Origin of the sequence: Ralstonia pickettii (assembly GCF_000607165.1) — a bacterium.
GTDB classification, from domain to species: Bacteria; Pseudomonadota; Gammaproteobacteria; order Burkholderiales; family Burkholderiaceae; genus Ralstonia; species Ralstonia holmesii.
In genome coordinates, this window is the sequence record NZ_JFZG01000006.1 from 619,693 (window position 1) to 635,511 (window position 15,819).

16 protein-coding genes are annotated in these 15,819 nt (G+C 62.7%); 13 read left to right on the top strand and 3 right to left on the bottom strand.

Annotation, left to right across the window (positions count from 1 at the left end; genetic code table 11):
- The first annotated feature begins 125 nt into the window (after positions 1 to 125).
- The 3 genes from BG83_RS0109180 to BG83_RS0109190 are packed head-to-tail and all read left to right on the top strand — an operon-like array spanning position 126 to position 3,466.
- Entirely contained in the window at positions 126 to 1,298 is a 1,173-nt protein-coding gene (locus BG83_RS0109180; protein ID WP_235193175.1) for a glycosyltransferase family 87 protein, read from the top strand.
- Positions 1,295 to 2,395, top strand: a complete 1,101-nt coding sequence (locus BG83_RS0109185) for an acyltransferase family protein (protein WP_024976437.1) — start codon at positions 1,295 to 1,297, stop codon at positions 2,393 to 2,395. The genes BG83_RS0109180 and BG83_RS0109185 overlap by 4 nt, the downstream gene beginning before the upstream one ends.
- 9 nt (positions 2,396 to 2,404) lie before the next feature.
- Positions 2,405 to 3,466 (top strand): acyltransferase family protein, encoded by a 1,062-nt coding sequence (locus BG83_RS0109190; RefSeq protein ID WP_024976438.1) that lies wholly within the window; start codon positions 2,405 to 2,407, stop codon positions 3,464 to 3,466.
- Positions 3,467 to 3,724: 258 nt separating this feature from the next.
- Here BG83_RS0109190 and BG83_RS0109195 read toward each other — a convergent pair whose 3' ends face one another.
- From BG83_RS0109195 to BG83_RS0109205, 3 genes are all read right to left on the bottom strand, one after another.
- Positions 3,725 to 4,738, bottom strand: a complete 1,014-nt coding sequence (locus BG83_RS0109195; RefSeq protein WP_037031666.1) for a glycosyltransferase family 2 protein — start codon at positions 4,736 to 4,738, stop codon at positions 3,725 to 3,727.
- Positions 4,738 to 5,937: a glycosyltransferase family 87 protein gene (locus tag BG83_RS0109200; RefSeq protein ID WP_316683718.1), complete on the bottom strand. Its 1,200-nt coding sequence runs from the start codon at positions 5,935 to 5,937 to the stop codon at positions 4,738 to 4,740. Before BG83_RS0109200 ends, BG83_RS0109195 begins: the two co-directional genes overlap by 1 nt.
- Positions 5,938 to 6,061: 124 nt before the next feature.
- Positions 6,062 to 7,333: a glycosyltransferase family 87 protein gene (locus BG83_RS0109205; protein ID WP_024976441.1), complete on the bottom strand. Its 1,272-nt coding sequence runs from the start codon at positions 7,331 to 7,333 to the stop codon at positions 6,062 to 6,064.
- A 600-nt stretch (positions 7,334 to 7,933) separates the two neighbouring features.
- Here BG83_RS0109205 and BG83_RS0109210 point away from each other — a divergent pair.
- The 10 genes from BG83_RS0109210 to BG83_RS0109255 all read left to right on the top strand — a co-directional run bounded on the left by BG83_RS0109210 (position 7,934) and on the right by BG83_RS0109255 (position 15,819).
- Entirely contained in the window at positions 7,934 to 8,167 is a 234-nt protein-coding gene (locus BG83_RS0109210; RefSeq protein ID WP_024976442.1) for a hypothetical protein, read from the top strand.
- Positions 8,168 to 8,297: 130 nt separating this feature from the next.
- Complete coding sequence (locus BG83_RS0109215) at positions 8,298 to 8,465, top strand: Flp family type IVb pilin (RefSeq protein WP_004629688.1); 168 nt, start codon at positions 8,298 to 8,300, stop codon at positions 8,463 to 8,465.
- Positions 8,466 to 8,613: 148 nt separating this feature from the next.
- Positions 8,614 to 8,784, top strand: a complete 171-nt coding sequence (locus BG83_RS0109220; RefSeq protein WP_004629689.1) for a Flp family type IVb pilin — start codon at positions 8,614 to 8,616, stop codon at positions 8,782 to 8,784.
- A 46-nt stretch (positions 8,785 to 8,830) separates the two neighbouring features.
- Positions 8,831 to 9,001 carry a Flp family type IVb pilin gene (locus BG83_RS0109225; RefSeq protein ID WP_024976443.1) on the top strand — a complete coding sequence of 57 codons (171 nt, stop codon included), beginning with the start codon at positions 8,831 to 8,833 and terminating at the stop codon, positions 8,999 to 9,001.
- A gap of 89 nt (positions 9,002 to 9,090) precedes the next feature.
- Positions 9,091 to 9,636: an A24 family peptidase gene (locus BG83_RS0109230; protein ID WP_024976444.1), complete on the top strand. Its 546-nt coding sequence runs from the start codon at positions 9,091 to 9,093 to the stop codon at positions 9,634 to 9,636.
- 61 nt (positions 9,637 to 9,697) lie between these two features.
- Positions 9,698 to 11,137, top strand: a complete 1,440-nt coding sequence (locus BG83_RS0109235; protein ID WP_200869035.1) for an ATP-binding protein — start codon at positions 9,698 to 9,700, stop codon at positions 11,135 to 11,137.
- A 49-nt stretch (positions 11,138 to 11,186) separates the two neighbouring features.
- Positions 11,187 to 12,038, top strand: a complete 852-nt coding sequence (gene cpaB, locus BG83_RS0109240; protein ID WP_024976446.1) for a Flp pilus assembly protein CpaB — start codon at positions 11,187 to 11,189, stop codon at positions 12,036 to 12,038.
- Between the two features lie 109 nt (positions 12,039 to 12,147).
- Positions 12,148 to 14,130, top strand: a complete 1,983-nt coding sequence (locus BG83_RS0109245) for a type II and III secretion system protein family protein (protein WP_024976447.1) — start codon at positions 12,148 to 12,150, stop codon at positions 14,128 to 14,130.
- Positions 14,131 to 14,155: 25 nt separating this feature from the next.
- Positions 14,156 to 14,494 carry a hypothetical protein gene (locus BG83_RS0109250; protein ID WP_024976448.1) on the top strand — a complete coding sequence of 113 codons (339 nt, stop codon included), beginning with the start codon at positions 14,156 to 14,158 and terminating at the stop codon, positions 14,492 to 14,494.
- Positions 14,495 to 14,610: 116 nt separating this feature from the next.
- On the top strand, positions 14,611 to 15,819 hold the full coding sequence (locus tag BG83_RS0109255) for an AAA family ATPase (protein WP_024976449.1): 1,209 nt from the start codon (positions 14,611 to 14,613) through the stop codon (positions 15,817 to 15,819).

The following is a 15,819-nucleotide window of genomic DNA, read 5'->3' on the forward strand; positions in this document are numbered from 1 at the left end:
CGCCGAAATCGAGGGGAGCGAGGGGGGGAAGTTGGCAGGGGTCCCGCCGACTGTATGTGTATGGCGGGGCCCTGCTCTTCCTTGAGTATTTCCTGCTCGGCATGTGGTGGTGGGGCCACCACATCTTGCAAAACACCACCATTCCCTCGCCGGGGTGGGATCTGGCTGTCTTCTGGAGTGCCGCCAACCTGGCCATCACGCACGGCGCGACAGCAGCTTATGACTGGGGGTTGTTGCGCGCTGCGGAAGCCGCCATCCTGCCGCCCGACATTTTTGGGCCGTTCTCCTATCCGCCAACGTTTCTGCTGCTGATCTACCCGATCGGCATGTTGTCGTTTGGTGCGGCCACGGTGGTTTTCTCTGGCTGCGGCATTGCGCTCTATCTGGGGATGCTCAACAAAACGCTGCGGTCGGCGCCAGACGCGCTGCGGCTGCCCTGGCTCATTCCGGCGGTTGCGTTTCCTGGTGTGTGGGTCACGCTGGTCACGGGGCAGAATTCGCTCTTCACCGCAGCAGTTGCGGGTGCGGCGCTGGTGCTGCTGCGGCGATCTCCGGTGGCGGCAGGTGCTTGCATCGCCATGCTGTGCATCAAACCGCAACTCGGCATCCTGTTCCCGCTATACCTGCTCTGCGAGCGCCAGTGGCGCGCACTCGCATCGGCGGCGTTCTTCTCGATGCTGACTTTGGTGGTGAGTTGGCTCGCATTTGGCACAGCCACCTTTGTTGCCGCCGCGAGAAGCATGGCCATGTTCCGCCACGCTATTGTCGAGAACGGTGGTGTGATCCTGTACGGCGCGCCAACGGTATTCGGCACGCTGCGGTCCGCCGGGTACTCGACCACGGTGTCATATGCGGCTCACGCCGGCGTGGCGATGCTGGTGATTGCGGTTTGTGTTTGGTTATGGCGCAGCACCTGCCGCTTTGAGTTGCGCGCTGCCTCACTGCCCGTTGCGACGCTGATGGTGCAGCCCTATCTCATCTACTACGACCTCGCCTGGCTCGCTTTGCCGATGGCTTGGCTTGTGGTCGATTTTGTGCGCCACAGCAGCAACCGATTCGAAAATGCGGTGCTGCTTGCCGCCTGGCTGGTGCCTGCGCAAGGCCTGTTCGCTGTGCTTTCGCACCGGACAGGGCAATGGGCGCCGATCGTGCTGGTGGCCTTGCTCGCCATCATCGTGAGGCGCGCGCGTGCGCCACAACGCGTGATCGCACCACACGAGAGCTTTGACGCTGCAACACCACCCGTTGCCGCGATTGGCGCACACGCATCCAACCCGGCGCAGGGGACAACGGCGTGAACAGAAGCTTTGAGGGCCTGCGCGGCATCGCGGCCTTGTTCATTGTTGTGCATCACATGTTCTGCGCATGGCCGCACCCGCTCTCTGCCAATGCCTATCTTGCGGTAGACCTCTTCTTTGTCTTGAGCGGCTTCGTCATCAGCAGCGCGTGTGGCCCGCAGTTGTCGAATCTCGCATCGCTGCGCACGTTCATGATCCGCCGCATTGGCCGTCTGTGGCCAACGCACATCGCAACCACGGTCCTGGCCCTCGTCGTGGCCCGCCATCTGCCGGCGTTTGGCGAGACGCTGGCACTCGCCACCATGTCGCAGGGCCTGAACGTCTTCCAGGCCGGCATCGGCAACGCCGTGAGCTGGAGCGCCAGCGACGAAATGTACGTCTACCTTCTGTTCGGTGCGGGTTGCATCCTGATGCGCGGCCGCACCCGCATGGTGGTATTCGCAGCGTTAGCCTTGACGGCGTGGGCGCTGGCCGCCTGGATCGAGATCGACCGAGCCTGTCTTCTCCAGGGCGGCTGCCTCAGTAAGTTGGTTCACCAATTCGGCTGGCTGCGGTGTATTGCAGGCTTCTTCATCGGTGCCCTCATTTATGAGTTCCGAGATCGCCTTATTACCTGGGCGAGCCAACCCGTCTTTCAGGTGACGGCGTTTTCAGCAGCGCTGTTCCTGCTCATTTCGGCAGATGCCCTTCCCGGGTCTGCACTGACCGCGCCACTGACGTTCGGGGCGCTGATCGGTGCGCTCATCAGTGACCGCGGCCCGGTCGCGCGCATCCTTCAAACACCGGCTGCGCAGTATCTCGGCAAGGTGTCGTACCCGCTGTACCTTACGCATGGCGTCATGCTGCCGCTTGTCGTAAGCATGCCGGCAGACGTCGCGCTCAAGCAGCAACTTGTCACCTACGCGCTATTTCTCTTCTGGGCGTTTGCCTCCGCCAGTTTGCTGCACAACTACGTCGAGTTGCCGTTTCGTAACCGGTTCAATCGGTGGGCTCAAGCCATGCCCGGCGCAGCCATACCCACCGCTCAAGGGGTTGCCGGCGTTAGGTTGCACGAGCACCAACACAGCGTCATTGGCAATCAGAACAAGCAAGCGTGAGATACACCAATGCGAACCACAGTCACAAGCCTGGAAGGTCTTCGCGGCGTGGCAGCACTGTTCGTCGTGTTCCACCATATGTGTTACGCACCACCGCATCGGCAATTTGACAGCGCATACCTCTGTGTTGATCTGTTTTTCGTCTTGAGCGGCTTCGTGATCTGTCGGGCCTATGGCGGGCAACTAGCGAGCCGGGCTCAGCTGCGCACGTTTGCCATCCGCCGCGTTGGGCGTCTTTGGCCAGCGCATATCGCAACGTCTGCACTGGCCATTGCCTTCGCTTATCGTGTTCCGTCGGTTGGCGAAGTGCTCGCGCTCGTAACCATGTCGCAAGGCTTGAACCTGTTCCCTAACGGCGTGGGCAACCTCGTAGGCTGGAGCATCAGCGATGAAATGTTCGTCTACCTCGCATTTGGTGCGCTCTGCTTCCTGCTGCAAGGCAAAGCGCGCATCGCGGGCTTCGCTGCGCTTGCTCTGATCGGATATGCGCTTGCCGTTTGGATCACGCTTAGCATCGATCGCTGCCTGCTCACCGGAAAGTGCCTTGGCATGACGTTCAACTTCGGCTGGACGCGCTGCCTTGCCGGCTTCTTCATAGGTGCGCTGATCTGCGAGTTCAGGGATCGGGTCGCGGCACTGGCGAGGGGACGCGCCATTCAGCTCACAGCATCGGTCGCATCGCTATCGATGGTTATGTTTGCCAATGATCTGCCCGGTTCGGCGCTGTTTGCGCCATTGGTGTTCGCCATGCTGATCGGGTCGCTGTTAGCCGATCGTGGCCCGATCGCAAACCTCCTCCAGACCCGCCCCGCACAGTATCTTGGCAAGGTTTCATACGCGCTCTACCTCGGGCATGGTGTCTGGTTCCTGCAGATGCTCGGCGCAACGACCGGCACTGGCCTCAACGACAGGCTCATTCCCTATGCGTTGTTCCTCTTCTGGACGTTCGGCATCGCACACCTGCTGCACAAGTACGTAGAAGTGCCGTTCCGAGACCGATTCAATCGGTGGGCGCAATCGAGTGCTCAGGCAACACCGGTCTACAGTCAAATCAAGGAACCGCAACAATAAGCAGGCGAGCGCTGCGCGTCACCAAAGCCGTTCTTCAACGCGTGGTTCATAGAAGGACCATGATCGGAGCGGCCGGCGCAGACACGAGACCATGCAACGCACGCCACATCGTGCCCGATCGCCGCGCGGGCCCCCTTCAGGACGTAAAACCACACGGCCCAGTCGCGGAACCAAAACCCGGAGCATCAATGCGACCAGAGCATGGACGGTCAGGTGACGCGCCGGGTCCGGTGTGGACTCCCCTGTGCCCAGACGCACCTAACCGCGCTGACCTCGCATCATCTGAATCACGCGCCGCTCACCTGTCAACCGGTTGCGCAGCCGGCGCTCCTGATAGCGGCGCTTCACCAGGTAGATCGGGCGCCCCTTGGCCTCGTCGTAGATGCGGCCAATGTATTCGCCCACCACGCCCAACCCGATCAATTGCAAGCCACCAAAGAACAGCAACAGCGACAGCAGCGAGGCGTAGCCGGGCACATCCACACCCAGAACCATCGTGCGTGCGATGATGTAGCTGCCGTACACAAATGCCAGGCTTGCAATGGCTAAACCGATATACGTCCAGCTACGCAGCGGCCAGGTGCTGAAACTGGTGATGCCTTCCAGCGCGAAATTCCACAGGCGCCAGCCGGAGAACTTCGACTGACCTGCGCTGCGTGCCTCGCGCTCGTACGGAACGATCACGGTGTTGAAACCCACCCACGCAAACAGGCCCTTCATGAATCGGTGCCGCTCGGGCAACTGCTTGAGGGCATTGACGACCGCACGGTCCATCAAGCGGAAATCGCCAACGTTTTCCGGCAGCTTCAGGTCGGACAACGTGTTGTGGACGCGGTAGTACGCGGCAGCAGTTACCCGCTTGAGGAAGGTGTCGCAGGCACGGCTGGCGCGCTGTGCGAGGACCACTTCTGCCCCCTTCTGCCAGTGTGCCACCAGGGTGGGAATCAGTTCCGGCGGGTCTTGCAGATCAGCATCGATTGGGATGACGGCATCGCCAAGTGCCTCGTCAATGCCGGCCGTCAGCGCGGCTTCCTTGCCGAAGTTGCGTGTCAGATCGATCACCCGTACACGCTCGTCCATGCGTGACACCGCGATCAACTTCTGCAGTGTGTCGTCCTTGCTGCCGTCGTTCACGCACACGATCTCGAACTGTGTGAACTCGATCGATTCCAGGATCGGCACGACCCGTGCAAAGAAGGACTCCAGCGCCTCGCCTTCGTTGTAGAACGGCACGACCAGCGAAAGCAGTTGGTTTCTTTTGGTATCCAACATCATTGTTCTCCCCGTCCAAGGCGCCTTGGCACGCGGCTGTGTAACGCGTTGCGTGTGCGCTCAAGATGAATACGGCGCGCGATATGCGCGAGTGCCAGAAGCAATACAAGCGGCATCAGCTGAAAGCCGAGTCGGTCAATCAGGAGCATTCCGCCCAGCGGCAGAAGCCACAGCAGGATCAGCCCTTCACGTTCACCGGGCAGCCACCCTTCCCGCCAGGCATGAGAGGCCAGCCAGGCAATGGCTAGACCCAGGAACGCCAGGTCGTAGTCGTACAGGTAGGGGCTGGCGAGCATGCTTGCCGTCAGCACAGCCGCGGCGCGCAATGCAAAGCTGCATGGCCGGCTCCAGGCGTACGCGACTGCGGCACAAGCCGTGAAGGCCCCCATCAGGTGCAACGCGTAGGCCAACATCACACTGCCGTGCAGCATCTTGACCATGGCAAAGAGGGTCGGCATGCGCTCCAGATGAACTGCGCCGGATTCCACTGCCGAGCGCGCCAACGCCGCGTTGTGCAGAAACGCAATGAACGACTGCGGGCCGAACGCTGCCAGCGCCAGCACTGCCAGCGCGAGTGAGGTCAGCGCCATTGCAATCAACGCTTTCCAGGATCTGGCGCACATCAGTGCCACCGGAAACATCACAGCCAGTTGCGGTTTCACCGTCAGCAAGGCCAGCAACATGCCCGCTGCGACCGGGCTAGCGGGCCGCTTTGGACGAGGGGAATGCAGCAACGTGAGCGCAAAGCCAGCACACGACGCCAGCAGCAACGCGTTTTGCCCCGTTGCCAGCACAACTGCAATCCCGGGAAAGGCCGCGCACGGCAGCCATGCCTGCCGCCAGGGCACGATCCGACTGACAACCCACAGGAAGCAGCCAACGCTCATACTCAGGAAGACGAGCACGGCAAGCCAGTACGGCAGCAGCGCGAAGGGCGCGACGAAGGGCAGGAACGTTGGCGGATAGAACCAGGGCAACAAGCCCTGGGTAGTCGCCACCAGAGGGACGGTGGCCAGCTCCAAACTGTGCAGCACGGCCACATCGTAGGCAGCGAGTGGGTGCCCTTGCAGCACCAACTGCGCGGCGCTCCAGAACACCAGAAAATCGCCGCCAAGCGGAAAGACGCCCGCGACCTGCAACACACTGGCGCGAACGGCCCAGATTACAAAGTACGCGACGTAGCAGGCCAGCGCAGCCATCGAGTACACGCGCACGCGGTCCGGGCCCAACCAGTGGCGAGCACCCGCGGCGGCCACTGGTGACGCCGTCGTCCCCTCGGGCGCCCTGTGCTTGAGAAGGTTCAAGGTGATGGCCATGGCGCCCTCACACCCGCGTTGCCACGCGACGCACAACAAGCGCCATCATGGCAATCAGAACCAGCGGCCCGATCTGCGGCAGTTTCAGATACGGATTGGCGTGCTCATAGATCGGCAGCAGCCAAGCCACAACGAGCAGCGCCCGCTCGCCGCTCGACAGGCCATTGCCACTGTCATCACGCACACCGTCGCCCACCAAACCGGCAATGGCCAGCCCCAGCCATGTCAGCTCGTAGTCACGCAGATATGGCGACACCATCAGCGTGGCAATCGCCAGCGCCGCAGCACGTAACTCAAACGCCGTCGTCCGCCGCCAGACATGGGCCATCGCGGCGGCCATCGCCAGCGCTGTCAGCACCTGTACGGCGTACGCACCGGTCACGCTCGCCCCGGCCAGCCGGGCGGCTGCGATGGGCGTTGGCATGCCCCACCATAGGTTGGCGCCACCCTCGATGAAGCTCGCCCGCACCCATTGCGCGTTGGCAAGGAACGCCGGCACCGTGCGCCAGCCGCAGACCAACACGCTGACACTCGCAAACGCCACGGTCGTGAGCAGCGCACTGGCCAGCGCCTTCCATGCACGCGATATCACCAGGGCCAGCGGGAACAACGCCGCCAGTTGCGGCTTGATGGCAAGCAATCCGATCAGCACACCGGCAAGCACGGGACGCTTGTTCAGGTGATACACGGCAGCCCCGGCCACACCGGCCGTCAACAGCGCGTTTTGGCCAGCAAGAATGGTGATGAGCGTTGCCGGAGCGGCCAGCACAGGCAACCACAACCCTTGGCGCCACGGGTGCTGTGCCCCCGTCAACATGCTGATCGATTTGAAATAGACGAGCCCCGTGCCGGCCAGGAACAGCAGATAGCTCAAAGTCAGCGGCATCAACGACAGCGGCAAGACCATCAGCAGAAAGGTCGGCGGATAGAGCCAGGGAAGGATCAGCTCGGCTCCCTTTCCCAACGTTCCATGCTCGGCAATCACCGCAGTCAGTTCGCGCACGTCGTATGCATGCAGGGGGCCCTGCGTCAGCGCGAGATGGGAGGCCCCCCAGAACGCAGAGAAATCCGTTCCAGGACGCGCCATCGTCACATCGGTAAAGCCGTTGCTCGTCCAGGCCCAGCCAAGCAGCAGCACGCAGAACAGAACCAGCAGCGCACCGCTGTAGGCGCGCACTCGGGCCAGGTCGATCCAGTGGCCAGCAGCATCCTCACCAGTTGCACGAGTTGCTGCAGCGGTGCTGCGCGCGGCTGGCAGACGCACAGATCTCTGGCTCATGCTGCTCCTCGCGTCGGTTCCGGGTGATGCGCCGCACACGATGTCTGCGCTGCGCTGAGTGGGGCTTCGTCACGCGCGCGACAGCTTCACGCCGCGTGCGGGTCTTAGAGCCCAGTCTTGTTCGCGCACTCGGATAAGGCAAGGCAGGGCACGCGCCTGCGGTCTGTGTTTAGCGCCGCCCGAGCGTCGAAATTGCATCGACGTTTCAGCACTGAAGCACGGGGACATTTCCCGCGATGCGTTGTGGCTACGGCCTTGCTGCGCGCAACCATCAGAGCGATACGCCAGGAGGATCGATCAACGTTTCCATCCGGAAACGTCGCCCGGCTATGGACACACCCTCGGCTGGGGCACTGTGAGGAGGCTCACGCAGACCCCCAGCCTACCCGACGGCGATTTCCACCATCCACTACGCTACCCCCCCACCTGTCCATTTGAATGAGGGCACCCCTGCGCTGCGTCATCCCTACGTAGCCTCATCCAAATCGACGTGCCACGCCACGCGTTTCCCCCTGGCAACCCCGCCCCCGAGAACGCGGCCCCCAATCACCAGGCACACGCCCCCGAATTCTGTCAGTCGCCCGCAAACCCTTGTCGCACATGGAAGTGCACGAGGGTGGCCCGGCTCTTGCCTATGCCAGATCGCAAGACATCGTCACCGCCGCCTTGAACGGGGAGCAGCAAGTTCACAGCAGAAGGCGAAGCGAAACGGAATCTCCAATTCAAAGCATCGAATTGAAAAAAGGGATCGAGACAAATGCCGGCCAACAACACGCTCACATCGCCCACACGGGACAGCACGCTGCGCAACACCGCACGGTGCGTGTCACGTGAGTTCCTGCGGGCAGGTGACGGCAGCCAAGGCTGCTGGCCCTTTCATGCTTGTGCCATCTGTGCGCCGCCGACATGACCTCTTTCATTCTGGCTTTTCGAACGCGCATTTTTTCCACCGAAGGAGATTGTCATGAACTACCTCAACGCACTCAAGCAATTCGCCCGTGACGAAGATGGCGTGACCGCCATCGAATACGGCCTGATCGCCGCCCTGATCGCAGTCGTGATCATCGCTTCGGTCAAGCTCGTGGGTCAGAACCTGAGCACGGTGTTCTCCAACATCGCCGCGGCACTGTAAGTGCACCGATGTTGCAAACGCGAGGCTCACTGCATTGATGCCCAGCAATGCATGCCAAGCGAGTGCAAGCGTGGGTCGCCACGAACATGGCAACCCACGCCCCAGCAACAACGGGCAAAACTTCTGCCAGGGTCAAAGGGAGATTGTCATGAACCGCTACAGCACGCTTCTACAGCAGTTCCTGTACGACGAACAAGCCGTCACTGCAATCGAATACGGCCTGATCGCGGCGTTGATCGCCGTGGTGATCATCGCTTCAGTTCAGCTCGTCGGCACGAATCTGAGTACGGTGTTCTCCAACATTGCAGCCGCGCTCTAGCGGACTGCCAACGCGGTCAGCTACCAGCGCTACACAGGAGACCAGCATGCACAAGCCAATCAACCCGAGGAAGTGGCTGCGCGACGATCAAGGTGTGACCTCGATCGAGTACGCACTGCTGGGTTCGCTTATCGCAATCGTCATTCTCGGCTCCGTCGTGGCGCTGGGTAGCAGTGTGAAGTCTCTCTACGAAATGATCGCTGCGGCCATCCCGTGATGCTGCGCTGCACCGAACAACTACAACTTTTGCACGACCCGACCCCATTGAACTGAACACGCAACCGCACCAAAGAACCCGAGGACACCATGAACGACGCCACCCTGCTCTCGCCAATGATTGCCCCCGTTGCCATGGGCGTGGCGCTGATAGCGGCGGCCATCGACGCGCAGCATCGCCGCATCCCGAACTGGCTGACCTTCGGTGCATGGCTTGCGGCGCTGCCGTTGCAGGTCGCAATCCATGGCTTCGGCAATGGCGCGCTGGAGTGGACGTGCGGCTGGCTTACGGGCCTGGCGATCTTCCTGCCCTTCTATCTGCTGCGCGGCATGGCTGCGGGCGACGTGAAGCTCATGGCCGCCGTAGGTGCCTGGCTTGGTGCGTTCATGGCTTTTGAGATTGCAATGGCCACGTTCGTGATCGGTGGCATCTGGGCGCTGGTATTCACCCTCCGGCACAAGCGCATGGCGCAGCTGCGCCGGAACCTGCGCGACGTCCTGTTGACGTCGGGGCAGGTCAGCCGGGAAGCCGGCGCGCCAACGCCGCAAGCCGATGCCTCTTGGTCGGTGGGCACGTTGCCGTACGGCGTTGCGATTGCCGCCGGCACGATTGCAGTCTTGTTTGCATCGGCCTGATGCGCGCAATTTGCACATCTTGGCGCGCACTTCGTATTCACTCAGCCAAACGGTGATGAAGATGATCGGGGACCAAAGAATCGAGCACACAGAATTCGGGCACGCCCAACATGCGCCGCGCTCGCTCGAGGCCGTGCCATCGCCCACCGGGCTGGACGCCGCCCGTCGCGAGCCCGCTGCCCCTTGGCACATCCTGCCCCGCACCGTGGCCGAAACGGGCCTGGACATCTCGTTGCTGCTCGGCCTGCTCATGAAAGTGGCCTACCTGCATCGCAGCGCCACGCTGGTCATGCTGATGGACACCATCAAGCTGCCCGCCATGGTCATCAATGAAGTGGCGGCCTACGCTGTGCGCGAGCGCATGCTGGAAGTCGCCCACCGTGGCGCCAACGACCTGGACGTGCGCTTTCACCTGACCGACGCCGGCTATGTACGCGCCGCTGAATTCACTGCGCGCTGCAGCTATGTCGGCGCCGCGCCCGTCACGCTGGAAGCCTATGTTGAATCCGTTCAACGGCACTCCATCCAGTTCGCATCGTTGTCCAAGACTGATGTCACCACCGCCTTCAGCACGTTCGTGATGCCGCCGGACCTGCTCGACGATGTGGGCGTCGCACTGAACACGAGCCGCGCGCTGATGCTCTACGGCCCTGCCGGCGGCGGCAAGACCTATCTCGCCCAGCACCTCGGGATGCTGCTGCCCGGCGCCGTGCCGGTGCCGCACGCCATCACGATCGCGGGCGAGATCATCCAAATCTTCGACCCACTCGTGCACGTGGCGCAGGAAGACGAAGAAGGCCCCGTGGCCCGGCGCCCGCTGGATCGCCGCTGGCAGATGTGCCATCGGCCCGCGGTGCTCTCCGGCGGCGAGCTGACGCTGGAGATGCTCGAGCTGCGCTATGACGGCACGACCGGCTTCTATCAAGCGCCCCCGCACATGAAGGCCAACTGCGGCATCTACATCGTCGATGACCTTGGCCGCCAGCAAGTGGGCGTGAGCGAACTGCTCAACCGCTGGATCGTGCCGCTGGACCGCCGCGTCGATATGTTCTCGCTGCGCAATGGCGTTCGGTTTTCCGTGCCGTTCGATGTTTGGCCGATCTTCTCGACCAACCTTGAACCGGCACAGTTGGGTGACGACGCCTTCCTGCGCCGGCTCGGCAGCAAGCTTTACGTAGGCCCGCTCTCGGTGGCCGACTACCGCGAGGTCTATCTGCGCGCTGCGCAGGATCTCGGCCTGCAGAACGCAGATGCCGCCTTCAATTACCTGCGCGAAGCGCTGCACGAGGGCAGCGGCAAACCGTTGCTGGCCTGCATTCCGCGCGATCTGCTGCGCCTGGTGGCCTCCGCCGTCCAGTACCACGGTGGGCCGTCCGAGGTGACCGCAGAGGCGCTGCGCCGGGCATGGGACATCTACTTCTGTTCGCACACAGATTTCAAGACAACCGATTCCATGAGTGCGGGCATGGGCTGGCGGCAGGACAAGCAGGCTCGCACCTGAGCCTTGCCGATCCGATCCGCTCTATTGATCTCAGAAGGGGGAACTCATCATGAAAAACGCGCGTGCAATCGTGATGCTGGTCGTCGCATTGGTAGCGGGGATCGCGGCCGTTGTCTCTGCATCACGCTGGCTGTCTCAGCAATCATCCAGCTCCGTCAAACAAGTCGCGGTGGCCGCCAGCGACATGGATCTTGGCCAACCGCTGGGCAATGAGCAATTGCGCATGGTCAGTTGGCCAGCCGGCAGCCTGCCACCGGGCACGTTTGACGATCCCAAGGCGCTGCAAGGGCGCGTGGTGCGCGCAAGCCTGCAGAAAGGCGAACCGATTCTGGAAAGCAAGCTTGCACCCATCGGTACCAAGGGCGGGCTTTCTGCCGTCATCGCGGAAGGCAAGCGCGCCATTACCGTACGTGTGAATGACGTGGTGGGCGTAGCGGGCTTCGCATTGCCCGGCAACCTGGTCGACGTGATCGTCAACACCAATGAAGAAGCGAAGAGCGCGAACAACAATAACAACAGCATCTCCAAGATCGTGCTGGAAAAGATCCTGGTGCTGGCAGTCGCACAGCAAGTCAGCCGCGACGACACGCAACCCAAGGTCGTCAACGCGGTCACGCTGGAAGTGACACCCGATCAGGCAGAGAAGCTCGATGTGGCACGCAGCGTCGGAACGCTCTCGCTGGTGCTGCGCAATCAGGTCGACGTGGCCGCCACGGCAACCGGCGGCGCCACCAAGGGCACCTTGCTGGGCACGCCCGCAGCCGAGCCCGCACCCAAGGTGGTGATGGTCAGCACGACGCGTGCAACCGCCAAGGTGCGCCACGTTGCCTCGGGCCCGATCCGGCAACGCGACTGCATCGGTGTACTGGCGGGCGTGCAAGGCAGCATGGAATGCTTCTGACCCGCCATACCTGACAGTCCTTCAACACGCATTGCAACGTAGAGGTTAACCAGCCACAGCGTATCAACCGCATTTTCATCCTGTGCAGCAGACCCTCGGGGGGGGAGATATGAAGACGAACCAAAAAACCAATGTCGCCACTGTCGCGCCACGTAGCGGACAGATCCTCGGCAGCACACGCCTGCTCGTCCTGGCAAGTGCCGCCAGTGCCATGCTCTGCATGCCAACGCACGCGACAGCACAAACGGCCATGGAAGCAGGTGCCGTAGCCAAGTCCACGACGGCACCGGTCGTGATGCAGTCCCGCGCCGGAGCATCCGCGCCAGTGCAGATGACGATCAGCATGAACCCGGCGCTGGCGACTGCGCCGGTGGCTGACGTACGGGGCCCCAACTGCATAGGCGCCGTGCGCGGCGAAAGCAGCGTAGTGGTGCCTGTTGGCAAGTCTTCGCTCATCTCGCTACCGGAGCCCGTGCGCAATCGCACCCTCGGCAATCCAGCCGTGGTGCAGGCCACCATGGTGTCGCCGCAATCGATGTATCTGCTGGGCCGCAGTGTGGGCACCACCAACATGATCGTGCAGGGTCGCAGCGGCGCCTGCAGCATCGTCAATGTAGTGGTCAACGCAGATGCAGGGGGCTTGCAGACCTCGCTCGCACAACTGATGCCAGGGGAAAGCAAGATTCGTGTGATGACCGCGGCTGACAGCCTTGTGCTCGCCGGCAACGTGTCGAGCGCACAGGCCGCGCAGCAAGCCATGGAAATCGCACACGCCTATGCAGCCTCCGCACAGAGTGGCGCAGACAAGGGCGGTGGCGCAGCCGGTGCACCCGCAGGCGGCAGCGGCGCCAGCGTCATCAATATGATGATCGTGGATACGCCGCAGCAGGTCATGCTGGAAGTGAAGGTGGCGGAAGTGTCGAAGACCCTGCTGAACCAGCTGGGCTCGGCACTCAATGTCCAAGGCGGATTCGGCTCGTGGAGCGGCGGCCTGTTGACCTCCCTGTTGACCGGCTCGTCTACCGCGCTTTTTGGCAACAAGGCGAACAACCGGCCCTTCCAGGTTGAGCTGGATGCGCAAAAGAACGACAGCCTGGTGAAGATTCTTGCCGAGCCGAATCTCGTCACGCTCAGCGGGCAGGAAGCCAGCTTCCTGGCTGGCGGCAAGATCTACATCCCGGTTGCGCAGAGCAGCAGCTCAGGCGGCGCACCCACCATCACGCTGCAAGAAGAGGAATACGGCGTTGGCCTGAAGTTCACGCCAACCGTGATGGCCAATGGCCGCATCAACCTCAAGGTGGCACCGGAGGTGTCGGAACTCTCGCCCACGGGCGCAACTGTCACTGGTGCCAACACGAACGGCCAGACCATCCTGCCGCTCATCACCACGCGGCGCGCGTCCACCACCGTGCAGATGCGTGACGGAGAGAGCTTCGCCATCGGTGGGCTGCTGCAAGACAACGCACGCGGCTCGCTGAAGGCATTGCCTGGCGCGGGTGAAATCCCCGTCCTGGGCACGCTCTTCCGCAGCACGCAGTTCCAGCATGATCTGACGGAGCTGGTCATCGTCATCACGCCGCGACTGGTGCAGCCAATGCAGACAGCCTCGTATCCGCTGCCGACTGACAGCTTCTCAACGCCCAACGAGCTTGCCGTCTACCTGACGGGCAACATGGAAGGCTCCGGCCCCAAGAACCGCGCAGCCAAACCAGCAACGGCCGCTGCACCTGCCACGGCACCGCAGGCACCCGCACAGGCACCGAGCGCACCCACTGCGCCCAGCTCGCAGGCGCCGATGCCGGCTCCGGTTGCGCCCGCTCCGGTGGCCCAGGCCATCCCTGCCCCGCGCACTGAGGTGAGCATCGCCCCGCCAACGCAGCCGGCAAACGTCACGCCAGAAAAGCCGGCGGCCACGCTACCGGTTGCAGAGGCCGCGCCCGCCACAACATCGGCCCCGGCGCCCACGGACGACAACGCCGCGCGTGTTGCCCGAATCGAAGCCACCGCAGCACGGCTGGCCCAGGCCAGAACCAAGACGCAGGGCCGGCAGACGGCAGTGGCCGATACGACCACAACCCCGCAGACACGCTAACCCGGGAACCATGTGGAGATATGCCATGAACACCAATCTCAAATACCTGCAACGCGCCGCACTCGTGATCCTGGCTTGCCAGGCCCTGACTGCCTGCATGACCACGACACCCAACTGGGACAAGCACTTCGGCGAGGCCGTCACCAGCGTCAAGCAAGCACAGGTGATCAATCCCGACGCACCGGCCGGGTTGCCCGCGCTGAATGGCTATGACGGCAAAGCCGCAGTGGCCGCCATGAGCAACTATGACCGCTCGATGACCCGCTTCCCCGCTGGGGGTACTGGCACCGGCAGCGGTGGGTACGGCGGATTCGGCAGCGGCGGGTACGGCGGTAGCGGGATGTCCGGTAGCTTCTCACGCTGACAGCACTTGGCGGGTGCCCAAACAGCATCCGCCATCGCCAGCCTGATACCAGGCCAGCCCTGTCACGGCGCGATGCAACGACATACAGAACACACGATCGAACGGGGAGCTTTGCCATGCTCAAGATCTTGATTGCCTCCGAAGACGGTGAACGCCTGGCGGACCTTGCACGCCTGGTAGCCGCCGCCGGCAGCTACCAGGTCATGCACCTGCATGCGGCACCGGGCAGCCTGTCCACGCATGCCTGCCAACTGCGCGGCGCGGATGCGCTCATCATCGACCAGCCAAGCAGTGGCCCCAGCCAGATGCTGAGCATCGAACTGCTGCGGCAGCAGTTCGCTGACCTGCCCTGCATCCTCGTCACGCAAACCCAGGAGCGCGACGACCTGATTCGCGCGCTGCGCGCCGGCGTCAGTGACATACTGACTTGGCCGCTGGAACGCGCCCAACTGACGACAGCGCTCACGCGGCTGGAAACCAGCCACATCCCGAGAACGCGAGAGGAAGCGCGCGTGATTGCCTTCATCTCCAGCAAGGGCGGCGCCGGTTCCAGCTTCATCGCCAGCAACGTCGGCTACACGCTGGCAGCACACGAACACAAGCGCGTGCTGTTGATCGACCTGAACACGCAGTTCAGCGACACGCACTTTCTGGTGAGCAACAAGACACCACCCGCCACGCTGTCCGAAGTGTGCGCACAGGTCGACCGCCTGGACGATGCCTTCCTGGAAGCGTGTCTGACACGCGTGGCGAAGGACTTTGACGTCCTGGCCGGCGCCAGCGACCCCATCAAGGCGGGCGAGATCAAGAAGGACAAGATCGAGTACGTGCTCTCGCTGGTGTCACCGATCTACGACTTCATCCTGGTGGACGTCGGGCAAGCAATCAACCCGCTGTCGATTGCGGTGCTCGATCACTGCGACCAGATCTGCGTCGTGGTCCAGCCGACCATTGCCTTTGCGCGCACGGGGCGGCGCCTGCTGGATATCCTGCACGGACTGCATTACCCCGCCGAAAAGCTGCGCATCCTGGTCAACCGGCATGGCAAGCGTGACGAGCTACCACGCAGCACGCTGGAGCAAGTCTTCGGACAGAAGCTCTTTCATGTGCTGCCCGAAGATGCGGCCTCGGTGGATGACTCCATCTGCCAGGGCATGCCCATTGCCCAGCACCACCGCAGCAGCGCCATGGCCAAGGCGCTCATGGCCTTAGCCAACGTCTTCGCCACAGCGCGCGAGAACGATCGTCACGCATCGCAAGAGAAGGGCTTCTCCTTGAGCAAGTTCTTCTCGCGGGCCAAGACGTCGTCTCCGAACATTGCCTAA

Excerpts from the sequence above, each read along its gene's own strand:
- BG83_RS0109230 (WP_024976444.1), top strand. The coding sequence starts at position 9,091 with ATGAACGACGCCACCCTGCTCTCGCCAATGATTGCCCCCGTTGCCATG.
- BG83_RS0109225 (WP_024976443.1), top strand. The coding sequence starts at position 8,831 with ATGCACAAGCCAATCAACCCGAGGAAGTGGCTGCGCGACGATCAAGGT.
- BG83_RS0109195 (WP_037031666.1), bottom strand. The coding sequence starts at position 4,738 with ATGTTGGATACCAAAAGAAACCAACTGCTTTCGCTGGTCGTGCCGTTC.
- BG83_RS0109200 (WP_316683718.1), bottom strand. The coding sequence starts at position 5,937 with ATGGCTGCGCTGGCCTGCTACGTCGCGTACTTTGTAATCTGGGCCGTT.
- BG83_RS0109210 (WP_024976442.1), top strand. The coding sequence starts at position 7,934 with ATGGAAGTGCACGAGGGTGGCCCGGCTCTTGCCTATGCCAGATCGCAA.
- BG83_RS0109205 (WP_024976441.1), bottom strand. The coding sequence starts at position 7,333 with ATGAGCCAGAGATCTGTGCGTCTGCCAGCCGCGCGCAGCACCGCTGCA.
- BG83_RS0109250 (WP_024976448.1), top strand. The coding sequence starts at position 14,156 with ATGAACACCAATCTCAAATACCTGCAACGCGCCGCACTCGTGATCCTG.
- cpaB (WP_024976446.1), top strand. The coding sequence starts at position 11,187 with ATGAAAAACGCGCGTGCAATCGTGATGCTGGTCGTCGCATTGGTAGCG.
- BG83_RS0109220 (WP_004629689.1), top strand. The coding sequence starts at position 8,614 with ATGAACCGCTACAGCACGCTTCTACAGCAGTTCCTGTACGACGAACAA.
- BG83_RS0109255 (WP_024976449.1), top strand. The coding sequence starts at position 14,611 with ATGCTCAAGATCTTGATTGCCTCCGAAGACGGTGAACGCCTGGCGGAC.
- BG83_RS0109190 (WP_024976438.1), top strand. The coding sequence starts at position 2,405 with ATGCGAACCACAGTCACAAGCCTGGAAGGTCTTCGCGGCGTGGCAGCA.
- BG83_RS0109235 (WP_200869035.1), top strand. The coding sequence starts at position 9,698 with ATGATCGGGGACCAAAGAATCGAGCACACAGAATTCGGGCACGCCCAA.
- BG83_RS0109215 (WP_004629688.1), top strand. The coding sequence starts at position 8,298 with ATGAACTACCTCAACGCACTCAAGCAATTCGCCCGTGACGAAGATGGC.
- BG83_RS0109245 (WP_024976447.1), top strand. The coding sequence starts at position 12,148 with ATGAAGACGAACCAAAAAACCAATGTCGCCACTGTCGCGCCACGTAGC.